This window comes from Prauserella sp. PE36 (assembly GCF_003311655.1).
GTDB lineage: Bacteria > Actinomycetota > Actinomycetes > Mycobacteriales > Pseudonocardiaceae > Prauserella_A > Prauserella_A endophytica.
Genome location: NZ_QEQT01000110.1, coordinates 168,574 through 180,784, shown reverse-complemented (window position 1 = coordinate 180,784; position 12,211 = coordinate 168,574). Strand labels below are relative to the sequence as shown.

General features: G+C 72.1%; 11 protein-coding genes. 7 read left to right on the top strand and 4 right to left on the bottom strand.

Features of this window, described 5'->3' with window-relative positions; genetic code table 11:
* The first annotated feature begins 29 nt into the window (after window positions 1-29).
* From DI005_RS36150 to DI005_RS36120, 7 genes are read left to right on the top strand one after another with little or no spacing between them, the layout of a single operon-like run.
* The gene (locus tag DI005_RS36150; RefSeq protein WP_112270769.1) at window positions 30-887 is read left to right on the top strand and encodes an STAS domain-containing protein; all 858 of its coding nucleotides are present in this window, start codon (window positions 30-32) and stop codon (window positions 885-887) included.
* A gap of 5 nt (window positions 888-892) precedes the next feature.
* Window positions 893-1,255, top strand: coding sequence for an STAS domain-containing protein (locus tag DI005_RS36145; protein ID WP_110343125.1), 363 nt, complete (start codon window positions 893-895; stop codon window positions 1,253-1,255).
* A complete protein-coding gene (locus DI005_RS36140) occupies window positions 1,252-1,680 on the top strand; it encodes an anti-sigma regulatory factor (protein ID WP_112270771.1) in 429 nt (142 codons plus the stop codon). Before DI005_RS36145 ends, DI005_RS36140 begins: the two co-directional genes overlap by 4 nt.
* Complete coding sequence (locus DI005_RS36135; protein WP_113645015.1) at window positions 1,677-2,675, top strand: ATP-binding SpoIIE family protein phosphatase; 999 nt, start codon at window positions 1,677-1,679, stop codon at window positions 2,673-2,675. The genes DI005_RS36140 and DI005_RS36135 overlap by 4 nt, the downstream gene beginning before the upstream one ends.
* Window positions 2,672-4,066 carry a PP2C family protein-serine/threonine phosphatase gene (locus DI005_RS36130; RefSeq protein WP_113645014.1) on the top strand — a complete coding sequence of 465 codons (1,395 nt, stop codon included), beginning with the start codon at window positions 2,672-2,674 and terminating at the stop codon, window positions 4,064-4,066. Before DI005_RS36135 ends, DI005_RS36130 begins: the two co-directional genes overlap by 4 nt.
* A gap of 47 nt (window positions 4,067-4,113) precedes the next feature.
* Entirely contained in the window at window positions 4,114-5,106 is a 993-nt protein-coding gene (locus DI005_RS36125) for an ABC transporter substrate-binding protein (protein WP_113645013.1), read from the top strand.
* The gene (locus DI005_RS36120; protein ID WP_112270787.1) at window positions 5,106-6,428 is read left to right on the top strand and encodes an amidase family protein; all 1,323 of its coding nucleotides are present in this window, start codon (window positions 5,106-5,108) and stop codon (window positions 6,426-6,428) included. Before DI005_RS36125 ends, DI005_RS36120 begins: the two co-directional genes overlap by 1 nt.
* Before the next feature lie 393 nt (window positions 6,429-6,821).
* Here the strand turns inward: DI005_RS36120 and DI005_RS36115 are convergent, their stop codons facing one another.
* From DI005_RS36115 to DI005_RS36100, 4 genes are all read right to left on the bottom strand, one after another.
* Window positions 6,822-7,817 (bottom strand): cell division protein DivIVA, encoded by a 996-nt coding sequence (locus DI005_RS36115; RefSeq protein ID WP_233520436.1) that lies wholly within the window; start codon window positions 7,815-7,817, stop codon window positions 6,822-6,824.
* Between the two features lie 118 nt (window positions 7,818-7,935).
* Window positions 7,936-9,930 carry an SDR family oxidoreductase gene (locus tag DI005_RS36110; RefSeq protein WP_113645012.1) on the bottom strand — a complete coding sequence of 665 codons (1,995 nt, stop codon included), beginning with the start codon at window positions 9,928-9,930 and terminating at the stop codon, window positions 7,936-7,938.
* A gap of 12 nt (window positions 9,931-9,942) precedes the next feature.
* Window positions 9,943-10,686, bottom strand: coding sequence for a class F sortase (locus tag DI005_RS36105; RefSeq protein ID WP_113645011.1), 744 nt, complete (start codon window positions 10,684-10,686; stop codon window positions 9,943-9,945).
* Window positions 10,686-12,092 carry an Ig-like domain-containing protein gene (locus DI005_RS36100; protein ID WP_233520435.1) on the bottom strand — a complete coding sequence of 469 codons (1,407 nt, stop codon included), beginning with the start codon at window positions 12,090-12,092 and terminating at the stop codon, window positions 10,686-10,688. Before DI005_RS36100 ends, DI005_RS36105 begins: the two co-directional genes overlap by 1 nt.
* Window positions 12,093-12,211: the final 119 nt, after the last annotated feature.

The following is a 12,211-nucleotide window of genomic DNA, read 5'->3' as shown; positions in this document are numbered from 1 at the left end:
GGCTCAAGGCGCGACGGAGGACGTGGGGCATGACCGCCGGCACCGGCCAGACCATCCGCGACAGCTTGGCCGAGTTCCTGAAGGAACACCGGTCCGACATCGAACGAGCGTGGGCCGCGACGCCCGTGTTCACCGCCCGGCGCCCCGCCGACGCCGCCGAGGAGTGCGCCGAGTTGCTCGCCGGGATCAGGCACGTGATCGAGACCGGCGCGGAGGAGGACCCCTCCGCCGACGGTTTCGCGACCGTGCGCCCCGTGCTCGCGTCGCTCGCCGCCCGCTCAGCGGGCGGTCCCTCCGGCAGCGACCGTCCCGACGTCACCGTGCTGAAGGGTCCGCTGCTACGGCTGTGGCACGACCAGGACCTGCCCGACGAGGTCTCCCATCGCGGCGACATGGTGCTGTCCACAGTGCTCAACACGCTGCGCATCGCGTTGCTGGAGATCGAGCTTTCGGCGGGAACGGAGACCATCCTCGCGCAGCGGGCGCAGCTCACCGAGCTGTCGACCCCCGTGATCAAGCTGTGGGACGGCATCCTCGCCATCCCGCTCATCGGCACCCTCGACAGCACGCGTGGCCAGATCGCGACCGAGAGCCTGCTCGAGCAGATCGTCGCGCAGCAGGCGCGGGTGGCGATCCTCGACATCACCGGCGTCACGGCGGTGGACACGCTCGTCGCGCAGCACCTGCTCAAGACCGCGGTGGCGGCGCGGCTGATGGGCGCGGAGTGCATCATCAGCGGAATTCGCCCCCAGATCGCGCAGACGATGGTCCAGCTCGGCATCGACCTCGGTGAGGTGGCGACCCGGGCGACGCTCGCCGACGCCTTCGGGCAGGCGCTGCGCGTCATCGGGCTCACCGTGTGCCCCGACGAGCGCGGTGCGGGGTAACGGCCATGAGCGCGACTTCCGTCGTCGAGCTGCAGGACGTGTTGCTCGTGACCATCCAGGGTGAGCTGACCGACGAGGACGCGATGGCGTTGCAGGAGGAGCTCACCACCAACGTCGCGAGGAGCAGCGCCAGGGGCGTGCTCATCGACGTGTCCGGACTCGACCTCGTCGACTCCTTCCTCGCCAGGACCCTGCACGACATCGCGGGAGCGAGCGCGCTGCTCGCCGCGGAGACGGTGGTCGTCGGGATGCGGCCAGAGGTGGCGATCACACTCGTGGAGCTGGGACTGACCCTGCCCGGCCTCGGCACGGCGCTGACGGTGGCGGACGGGTTGGACAGGCTGAACGGCTCCGCGAGGCGACGATGACGAGCGTCCTCACCGTCCAGGAGGTGCGGATCAACGAGGAGATCGACATCGTTCACGTTCGCCAGGCCGTCCGGGAGGTGGCCGTCTCGATCGGCTTCTCCCTCGTCGAGCAGACCAAGCTCGTGACGGCGGCGAGCGAGCTCGCGCGCAACACGCGGGTCCACGGCCACGGTGGCGAGGCCAAGATCGACCTGGAGAAGGCCGACGACGGCACCACCACGCTGCGGCTGGTGTTCACCGACAACGGTCCCGGCATCGCGGACGTCGAACTCGCGCTCACCGACGGATACAGCAGCGCGGGTGGGCTCGGCCTCGGGCTCAGCGGTGCGCGCAGGCTCGCCGACGAGTTCGACCTGCGCACGGCGCCGGGGGAGGGCACCACGGTCTCGGTGGGGTTCCGGGCCCGTAAGCCGGCCCGAGGATGAGCGGCCTCGTCCTGCCGGTCGCCGAGCCGGCGCACGTGGGACAGGCCCGCTCGCTCGCGACCACGGCGGCGCGCGACGAGGAACTGCCCGCCGCGACCGTCGACCGGATCGCCATCGCCGCGTCCGAGCTGGCGACCAACCTGCTCAAGTACGCGCAGGACGGACTGTTCGCGATCACCCACGGCCCGCTGGGCCTCGACCTGATCGCCACCGACCGGGGCCCCGGGCTGCGCAGTGTGGACGAGAGCATGCGGGACGGGTTCTCCACCACCGGCTCGATGGGCACGGGGCTCGGCGCGGTGCGGCGGCTCGCCGACGAGTTCGACGTCTACTCGCGCCTCGGCGCGGGCACCGCCGTGCTGGCGCGCTGGCTGATCGGCGCGCCCCGCTGGCGCGGCGTGCGCGTGGGGAGTGTGCTCTTCGCCGCACCCGGTGAGTCGGTCAGCGGCGACGGCTGGACCGCGGTGGACGCCGACGGGCTCGTGACGATCGCCCTCACCGACGGGCTCGGCCACGGGCCGGCCGCAGCCGCGGCCAGCGCGGCGGCGATCGGTCATGTCACGGCCGACCCGGCCGCCTCGCTGCCCGTGCTGCTCGCCGCGATGGACGAGGACCCCGCCGCGGCACGCGGCTCCACCGTCGCGCTCGTGCAACTCGATCTCGCACGGGGCACACTGTCCTTCTCCGGGGTCGGCAATGTCACCGCGCGCCTGTTCGGGCCGGGTGAGACCCGGGAGACACTGGTCTCTGTTCCGGGCATAGTGGGAAGGAGGCAGCGGCGGGGACGGCGGGCGAATCCGCTGGTCCGACCGTGGTCCGCCGACAGCTGGCTGATCATGCACACCGACGGAGTGTCCGAACGATGGAACGCCGCCGAATGGCCCGGCCTCCTCGGCCACGATCCCGCCACGGTGGCGGGCTGGCTGCTGGGGCAGCACATCCGGCGGCGCGACGACGCCTGCGTGCTGGCCATCGCGGGAGGTGAGGCCTCGTGACCGCGGACCCTCGCCTCACCAACGAGCTCAAGGCCGAGGTGGAGCGCGTGCTCAGCGCGCGCGACCTGCCGCCCCGCGCCTGGGAGACGATCACGGCCGAGCTCGCCGCCATCGAACCGGGCAGCCCCATCGGTGACGTGCTCGAGGCGCTCACCGCGGTCATCCGCGAGCAGCGGGGCGAGCTGAGCTGGCACCAGTCGGAGCTCGAGCAGACCAACGCGGGCCTGCTCGCCCTGCACGCAGAGATCGACCGGCAACGCCAGCGGACCGCGTTCCTCGACGACGTCAGCCGCGCGTCGGCGACCTCGCTGGACAGCGTGGAGATGCTGGACGAGGTCGCGTCGCTCGTCCGCAGCAACGGCCTGGCCGATCGCACCCGGGTGTGGACGGCGGCGGGCGACGGCCTCGCCTGTCCTGCCGACCCGCACCGCAAACCCGACGTGACCACCCGAAGGGCCCTCGTCTCGCACAAGCCCGTCCAGGATGGCGACCACCGCGTCAGCGTGCCGCTCACTGCGGGCCCGCACGTGCTCGGCATCTTCGACCTGCACCGCGAGTCCGCCCCGTTCGTCCACGACGACATCACGCTCGCCAAGGCCGTCGCGAACCGCGCCGCCGTGGGCCTGCGCAACGCCAACGAGTACGAGCGCGAGCACGAGCTCGCCGAACGGCTCCAGCGCGCGATGCTGCCCGCGCTCGCCTCCCACGACGAGCTCGACATCGTCGCTCGGTACCGCTCCGCCACGCGTGGCGTGCACGTCGGCGGCGACTGGTACGACGCGTTCCACCGGCCGGACGGCAAGGTGGTGCTCACGGTCGGCGACGTCACCGGGCACGGGCTCGACGCCGCGGTGGTGATGGGCAAGCTGCAGAACGTGCTGCGGGCCTACGCGATCGAGGGCCACGGTCCCGCGGCGTCCCTGCGGCTCGTGCACGACCTGCTTCGCGGCGAGCCGGGCACGTTGTTCGCGACCGCCGTCGTGGCCGAGGTCGAGCTCGGCACCGGCGTCATGCGGTGGGCGAGCGCGGGTCACCCGCCGCCGCTGGTGCAGGCGCCGACCGGCGAGGTGGAGTTCCTCGACGTCGACCACGGGCCGATGCTCGGGATCAACATCCCGTACGACATCCCCGAGCACGAGCGCGCGCTGTCGCCCGGCTCGTCGGTGGTGCTCTACACCGACGGGCTCATCGAGCGGCGCTCCAGCGACATCGACGCTGGCATGGAGCGGCTCGCGGGCGCGTTCACCACGTGCGAGGCGGTGCGGCTGGAGGAGCGGACCGAGCACGTGCTGAAGGTGATGCTCGGTGGCAGCGACCACGACGACGACGTGTGCCTGCTGCTGTGCCGGTGGGCGGGTCCGGAACGTTCCGGCGAAACCGCGCCGGCATAGCTCACACTTGCTTCCCGCTGAGCTTAGGCTTAGCTAAGTTGACCGGCATGGTTTCCACTCTCTCCCGCCGGAGCCTGCTCGGCGGCGCCGCGGCGGTAGCGGCCTCCGGCCTGCTCGCCGCCTGTGGCCGTGGCGGCTCCGCCGCGTCCGGCTCCGGCGCCTGGTCCTTCACCGACGACACCGGGGCCACGGTGGAACTCGACGCCAGGCCCACCACGATCGCCGGGTTGAACGACGCCATCGCGTCGCTGTGGAACTACGGCATCACGCCGGTGGGCTCGTTCGGGCAGACCGGCCTCGCCGACGACGTCAACTTCAAGGGCAAGGACCTCTCCAAGGTCACCGAGCTCGGCACCACCCACGGCGAGATCAACCTGGAGAAGCTCGCCAACCTGGCCCCCGACCTGATCCTCACCCACGCCTACCCCGTGGACTCCTCGGGCAAGCTCGACCCGTCGAAGCCGCTGTTCGGGTTCAAGGACCTCCAGCAGCAGAAGCTCGTCGGCGAGATCGCTCCGATCGTCGCACTGGCCATGAAGGGCTCGGCGGCGGGCGTCGTGGACCGCACCGTCGAGTTCGCGAAGTCGATCGGCGTCACCGACCAGAAGCTGAAGGGGCCCCGCGAGGACTACGAGGCCGCCCGCACGCGGCTGGAGAACGCCGCGACGTCGGGGCTCTCGGTGATGGCCGTCGCTGCCTACCAGGGCGACGGCATCTACATCGCCAAGGCGAAGGACGACCCCGCCCTGCGCAGCTACACCGAGCTCGGGGTGAAGTATCCCGACCCCGGCGGCTCGGAGTATTTCTGGCAGCAGGTGAGCTGGGAGAACGTCGCCGACCACCCCGTCGACGTGGTGCTGTACTCGCTGCGCGCGATGAGCGGCGAGGACATGCTGAAGCAACCGACGTTCGCTGCGACGCCCGCGGCAAAGGCCGGGCAGGTGTTCCCGTGGGAGTTCAGCTCGATGGACTACGTCGCGCAGGCCCGCACGCTCGACAACCTGGCCGAGAACCTGGAGAGCTCGCGTAAGGTCACCTGATGGTGACTTCTGGCGCCGTGGACATCGCCGCGGCAGTGCGAGCGAGCAAGCTGGACCCCGTGCGCCCCACCGAGGACGCGCTGAGCCGGATCAAGGCCTCCGACGGCGCCGTCGGCGCCTTCCGCAGTGTCCGTGCCGCCGAGGCGCTCGCCGAGGCCAAGGCCCTGCGGGACCGCCCCGACCTGCGCGAGCTGCCGCTGGCGGGGGTTCCCGTGGCGGTCAAGGACGTCGTGAGCGTCGAGGGCGCGAGCGTCGAATGGGGTTCGCGCGCCACCGACCACGCCCCGGCGAGCGCCGACCACGAGGTCGTCGCCCGGCTGCGGGCGGCCGGTGCCGTGATCGTGGGCCTCACGCGCGTGCCCGAGCTGTGTATCTGGCCCATGACCGACACCCCGGAGGGGATCGCCCGCAACCCGCGGCAACCGTCCTATGTGGCCGGTGGGTCTTCGGGAGGCAGCGCGGCCGCGGTGGCGGCGGGGCTGGTGCCGCTCGCGCACGGTACCGACGGCCTCGGCTCGATCCGGCTCCCGTCCGCGATGTGCGGCCTGGTCGGCATAAAGCCGGGCAGGGGCGTGGTGGCCGAGTCCAGCGACCCGCAGTGGTTCGGGATGTCCGCACACGGCGCGATCGCCACGACCGCGGCCGACGCCGCTCTGCTGCTCGGCGTGCTCGCCGAACGCCCCGGCCTGCGTACGCCGCGCGACCCGGGCAGGCTGCGCGTCGCCGTGTCGACGCAGGTGCCGCTCACGCACGCCCCGGTGCCGGGCCCGATGCGGGAGGCCGTGCGGCGTGCGGGGGCGCGCCTCGGGGCGGCCGGGCACCGGGTGGTCGCCGCGACGCCCGCCTACGGAGCCGCGGCGCTGGGCCTGCTCACACGCTGGTTCGCGGGCCCCGCCGAGCAGGCGGACGACCTCGGCGTCGACTCGGCCTTGCTGCAGCGCCGTACCCGTACGCACGTGCGGATCGGCAACGCCGTGCGCAGGGCCGGGCTCGTCCGCGAGGACAGCGCGCGGGAGTGGACGCGGCGCGCGGAGGCGTTCTTCGCCGACCACGACGTGCTGGTCACGCCCACCCTCGCGGCGAGGCCGCCGAAGGCGCGACGCTGGCACGAACGGTCGTGCCTGGCCAACGCGGCGCCGTCGATCCGGCTCGCCGGCTTCGCGGGGCTGTGGAACCTGGCCGGCTTCCCCGCCATGTCGGTACCCGCGGGGCAGTTCGCCGACGGTCTGCCGATCGGCGTGCAGCTGGTGGCCGCCCCGGGCGGCGAGGCGACCCTCCTGGGCCTGGCGGCGCAACTGGAGGAGACCAACCGACTGCAGTGAAGGCCACCTTCACTGTGCCCACCCGTCTCCCGCCGCCACCCAGGCGGAGGCGCTTCGCGCCGCTGTGCCTGGTCGACGCAGGCAGGGTGGCCTTCACTGCGGGAGCGGGTTGGGGTGGTTGGTGGGGTCGCCCGGTTGCAGTGAGGGCCACCTTCACTGTGCCCACCCGTCTCCCGCCGCCACCCAGGCGGAGGCGCTTCGCGCCGCTGTGCCTGATCGACGCAGGCAGGGTGGCCTTCACTGCAGGGGCCGGGTTGGCGTGGCTGGAGGGGGTCGCCCGGTTGCAGTGAGGGCCACCTTCACTGCGTTGGGCGCAGGCAAGGTGGCCTTCACTGCGGGGCCAGCTGCAGGGGCCGCTTGAAGGGGCCGCCCGGCTGCGGGTGAGGGCGCGCCTCAGGGCCTGGGCTTGGTAGCGTAGGCCGAGTAGGTCGTCTGGCGGTCGCCGCTGGGCGTGGGCCGCGGCTTGTCCCGCTTGCCGTCCTTCGGCGGCACATCGGCCAGCTCGCTGTCCTCGTCGTGCACCGGCACGAGCGCCGACTCACCGCGCTGGAGCACCTCGTCGGCCTCCCGGAGCCGCGCGCGGGCCTCCTCGCGGATCTTGGTGAGCCGCTCGACGGTCTCGTTGGCCTCCGTGGTGCGCCGGTCGGCCTCGGAGGTGGCCTCCTCGAGCAGGCGCTTGGCCTTCGCCGTCGCCTCGTCGACGAGGCGCTTGGCCTCGGCCGTCGCCTCCGCGATTCGCCGCTCCGCCGCGTTCTTGCTCGCCGTTTTCTGGTCGGCGATGTGCTTCTCCAGAGCCGTCCGCTCCGCGCTCATCTTCGCGTCGAACTCGCGCTCGATGTTGCGCCGCTTGCGCTCGGCCTCGGCATCGAGCTGCTCGCGCCGCCTCGCCGCCTTGGTGGTCAGCGCCTCGACCTCGGCCTTGGTGGCGGCCAGCGCCTCCTCGTGCTCCTCCTGCAGCGCCTTCGCGTGGCTGTCGAGCGTCTCCACGAGCTTCATGTAGCGCTCGTGCAGCTTGTTCGCGACGTCGCTGCTCTCCGCCCAGTTCTTCTCCGCGGCCGCCTCCGCGCGGGCGACGATCTCCTCGGCGCGCGTGTTGGCGAGCTGGACCGTGCGCTGCATGCGCTCGTCGAGATCCTCGACCCGCTCCGGTGGCTTCTTCAGCTCCTCCACGCGGTTCTGGAGCCTGCCCAGCTCCCGCCGGGCGTTCTCCAGCTCGCGGGAGACGGTGCTCGACTGCGCCATCGCCGAGTCGCGTTCGGCGAGTACCCGCCGCAGCTGCGCTTCGACATGGTCGACGTACTGCAGCACCTGATTGCGGTCGAACCCGTGCCACGCCTGGGTGAAGTCGCGCCGGAGCGGCAGCAGGCGGTTGTCGTGCTCGGAAGCCATGCCCCGACCGTACCCGCGCACGGGGTGTCGTCGGCATCAGGCAGGCCGAGAAGGGGTGTGGTGTCTGTCCACCTGAGAGTTCGTGGTATCCGCGCGGGCAGCGGTTACCGAGGGTGTGTCACCAGTGGAATCCGCGCGTGAGCTTGACGAGCGCGCCCGCCGCCCTCGACAGGTGGCGATCACCCTTGCCGATGTTCAGCTTTCCAGTGCCGCCGGCGGCAGTGGAGTCGGGGAACACGCGGTAGCCCTCGTACGCGACGGCGTTCACCAGGTTCGGCGCCACGGCGTACGCGGCCTGGATCAGGTAACCCTCGGGGGAGCCGATGTGCTTCGGTCGCTCCTTCAGCGCCCGCACGACCATTCTCGCCGCCTGCTCGGGGGATTTCGTCGGGAACGCGTCGTAGATCTTCGTCGGGCGGATCATCGGCGTGCGCACGAGCGGCATGTGGATGGTCGTGAACGTGATGCCGTCACCGTGCGTCTCGGTCGCCACGATCTTGCTGAAGTAGTCGAGCGCGGCCTTCGAGGCGACGTACGCGGAGAACCGCGGCGCGATGCCCTGTACCCCGATCGACGAGACGTTGACGATGTGCCCGAACTTCCGTTCGGCCATGTGCGGCAGCAGGGCGAGGATCAGCCGCACGGCGCCGAAGTAGTTGATGGCCATCGCGCGCTCGAAGTCGTGGAAGCGGTCGTAGGAAAGCCTCACGGAGCGGCGGATCGACCGGCCGGCGTTGTTCACCAGCATGTCCACTCGCCCGTGGTCGGCGAGCATCGCCTCGACGGCCTTGTTCACCGACTCCTCGTCGGTCAGGTCGGCCGGGTACACCGACGCCTGCCCGCCCGCGGCGACGATCTCGTCGCGCAGCTCCTCCAGCTCGGGCCTGCGCCGGGCGACGAGCAGCGGGACCCCGCCCTCGGCCGCCACCTGGAGCGCGGTCGCCCGCCCGATACCCGACGACGCACCGGTTATCACGATCCGGCGGCCGTCCAGCTCGCCGCGGGGGCCGTGTTTGCGCGCGCGGAACGGGTCGAGGTGCTCGCGCCAGTACCGCCACAGCGCGGGCGCGTAGCTCTGCAGCGGGGGAACGTCCACACCGGACCCGGCCAGCTCCCTGCGAGTGGCGGCCGACGAGAACACGGACGGGAAGGTGAGGTTCTCCAACAGCACCGGCGGGATGCCGAGGCGACCGAGCACGGCGTTGCGCGCGATCGTCACGCCCGGCACGTGCTCGGAGAGCCTCACCAGGCCGACCACACCGCGGGAGATCCGCTCGTCGAGCTCGACGTTGACCGTGGGCGCGCCGGCCGCGCGGGCGAAGGCGTTGTAGACCGACACCACCGGCTGCGGCTCGGGGTTGACGAGGTGGAAGGCGCGACCGTCGAGGCCGTCCTTGGAGACGAGTTCCAGCAGCGCCCTGGCGACGTAGTCCACCGGCACGATGTTGGTGTCGCCGATGTCGGGGCCCACCACCGGCAGGTTCGGCAGCGACGTCAGCCGGTTGATGGCGCTGAACAGGTAGTACGGGCCGTCGATCTTGTCCATCTCGCCGGTCTCGGAATGCCCGACGACGATCGCGGGCCGGTAGACGCGCCACGGCACGTCGTGCTGTTCGCGCACGAGCCGTTCCGCCTCGAACTTCGTGCGGTGGTACGGCGTGAGCAGGCGCTGGCCCACGTCGAACATGTCTTCGGTGAACACGCCGGCATAGTCACCGGCGACCGCGACGGAGGAGACGTGGTGCAGGCATCCGGCGCGCAGGTCGGCGGCGAGCTCGATGACGTGCCGGGTGCCGTCGACGTTGGCCCTGACGCTGGCGTCGTCGTCGGCGGTGAGGTCGTACAACGCGGCCAGGTGCACGAGGTGGCTGACGTTGCCGCGCAGCCGGTCGCGCTCGCCCTCCCCGACACCGAGCCCCTCGGCGGCGAGGTCGCCGGTCACCAGCGACACCTTCTCCGGATGCGGCCACTGCTGCACGAGGTCGGCGAGGCGCTCCCGCGAGGTCTCGCGCACGAGCAACGTGACGTGCTCGGTGTCGTCCCTGCCGAGCAGCAGCCGCGTGAAGTGACGCCCGATCAATCCCGTCGCGCCGGTCACCAGATACGTCGCCATTGGCGCATTGTGTCAGGCGGGTTCCGCGATGACGACCCGGTTCTCGGCATATCCGGTGTTTCCGCCGAGCCAGCGTCCACCGCAGGTGACCAGCACGATCCGGTGCCCGCCGCTCTGGCTGAACAGCTCCGTGGCGCGCGCGGGCAGCTCGTCCTTGTGCAGCGTGACGATCTGGGCGACGCGGTAGCGCCACACCTTTCCTCCGGTGTCGCTGACGGTCACCTCGTCGCCGACGCCGATCTCCCACAGCTCGGAGAACGGGCCCGTCCGCCCGTTCCAGTTGACGTGTCCCGCGAACACGCTCGCGCCGCTCGGCGCGTCGAGTCCGGCGCCCCACCAGGTGGCCTCGTCCAGGTCGTCCGGCACGGGCAGCACCGCGTCGGGGCCGACCTCCCTGCGCACGAGCTCGGCCGTGCCGCCCTGGGGCAGCTGGATGGTGCCGGGACGCTGGCCGCTCGCGACCGGACGGTCCTGTGTGGGCGGTGGCGCGGGTTCCGGTTCCGGCCTCGGGGCAGGAGGCGGCGCCGGTTCGGGCTCCGGGGCCGCCGTGGTGGGCTCCGGCGTCGCCGTGGTGGTCTCCGGTGCCGCCTGCTCACGAGGTTGCGGCACGGCGACCGGTTGCGGGCTGCCCGCCACCGCGACCGTCGGCGGCAGCAGCACCAGGCCGACCACGGCCAGCTCGGCGGCGAGCACCGTGCCCGCTCCCAGCAGGTAGGCCTTGGCCCACCTGCCCCTGCCGCGTTTCAAGTACGTCATCAGTCCCGGGTGAACCGCCTTCTGGCGACAAGGCCGACGAGCCCGGACACCATGACCGCGAGCACGCCCATCCCGGCGAGCGCGCCAACCGGGGTGCTCGTGGTGGTGGCGCTCTGGGCGACCGTCGTCGGTTGCTCACCGGCGGGGATGGTGCGGGGTACCTGGTCGGCGACGTTCTCGATCGTCAGGACGAGCGTCTCGCCTGGTTGCACCGTGCCGCACGCCGATGGCGGGTCGGCGGGGTCGAACGCGTCGTCGTAGCCGCTCGGCGGGCTCACCTCGATCACGCAGATCTCCTGCGGCGTGCGCAGGTTCTCCACCGTCACCAGGCCGTCCTCGCCCTCGGTGGTGACGACGGCGGGCTTGCCGTCCTCGCCGACGAGCGGCTGGTCGTCCTGCCCGAGCGCGGGTGAGGTCTTGTCTGCGGCCGTGATCCGCAGCGGGACGCCGGCGATGCCCCTGTCCGTTGCGGCGTCGACCTTCGCGACCCGCACGACGCCGGGCGGCGTGACGGCCTGCGTGGTGGCCTCGGCGGTCAGCTCCTGCTCGCCGCCGGTGGAGACCACGCGCTGGGTGTCGGTGGTGACCGGGTCCTGCACGTACGGCCGCTCGGCCGGGGCCGAGAGCGCGCCGGCGACCTTCGGGTTCTCGCCGGTGGGCACCACCTGCAGCGTGGCGGTGCCGTCCTCGCCGGTGGTGACGGTCTGCTCGCCGTCGACCTCGGCGTCGGCGAGGGTCAGCGCCACCGGCACCCCTGGGACGCCCTTGCCGGCCGCGTTGGTGACGCTGATCGTCCACTCGCCGGGCGTGCCGATGGTCTGCGCCTCCTCCGGCGCGGTGACCGCGGCCGTCCACGGGCCCCGGTTGGCCTCGGCGTCGGCGCGCAGGCGCTCCACGGCCTGCTGCGCGCTCGCGGGGAGCTTGCCGTACTGCAGGTCGATGTCGTAGCCGATCTCGGTGAACGGCTTGTCCGGGTCGAGGTCGGCGGGCGAGCGCGGCGCCGCGGTCCACGAGTGCAGCAGGTGCGCGAGCGCGGCGGCCTCGTCGGCGCTCCGCGTGTCGCCGTAGCGCAGCAGCAGGTAGGAGATGTTGGCCGCGACCTCGGGGGAGAGCTTCTCGCCCCACTTCGTCAGCAGCTCGTCGCCTGGCCGGTACACCTCGCCGCTGTCGGGCGCCTTCAGCGCGAACGACACGCAGAACACCTGCTTGCCGCCGACCCGGTAGGAGCCGACCCAGTCGTAGGCGCGGTCGCGGCCGCCCCAGGACTGCCCAGGCGTGGTCCGGTGGCCCGCGCCCTCCTCGACGGCCGCCGACGCGGCCGGAGCCACGACGACCAGTGACAACGCGGCCAGCGCGCACGCGATCAACAGGCGCACGACGGTAGCCCGGCGTGTCGTCGAACCCACCAGTTCCCCCTTTGTGTGATCCATCCCGACACGCCTTCGGGCAAGATCGGGACACTGCTGGTGAGAATGTCCCGAAACGGGTGAGCAGGGCAATCGGCCGAGCGGTGGACGTCGCCGGA

Coding starts and splice junctions, on each gene's coding strand:
- DI005_RS36150 (WP_112270769.1), top strand. CDS start 30: ATGACCGCCGGCACCGGCCAGACCATCCGCGACAGCTTGGCCGAGTTC.
- DI005_RS36145 (WP_110343125.1), top strand. CDS start 893: ATGAGCGCGACTTCCGTCGTCGAGCTGCAGGACGTGTTGCTCGTGACC.
- DI005_RS36140 (WP_112270771.1), top strand. CDS start 1,252: ATGACGAGCGTCCTCACCGTCCAGGAGGTGCGGATCAACGAGGAGATC.
- DI005_RS36135 (WP_113645015.1), top strand. CDS start 1,677: ATGAGCGGCCTCGTCCTGCCGGTCGCCGAGCCGGCGCACGTGGGACAG.
- DI005_RS36125 (WP_113645013.1), top strand. CDS start 4,114: ATGGTTTCCACTCTCTCCCGCCGGAGCCTGCTCGGCGGCGCCGCGGCG.
- DI005_RS36120 (WP_112270787.1), top strand. CDS start 5,106: ATGGTGACTTCTGGCGCCGTGGACATCGCCGCGGCAGTGCGAGCGAGC.
- DI005_RS36115 (WP_233520436.1), bottom strand. CDS start 7,817: ATGGCTTCCGAGCACGACAACCGCCTGCTGCCGCTCCGGCGCGACTTC.
- DI005_RS36110 (WP_113645012.1), bottom strand. CDS start 9,930: ATGGCGACGTATCTGGTGACCGGCGCGACGGGATTGATCGGGCGTCAC.
- DI005_RS36105 (WP_113645011.1), bottom strand. CDS start 10,686: ATGACGTACTTGAAACGCGGCAGGGGCAGGTGGGCCAAGGCCTACCTG.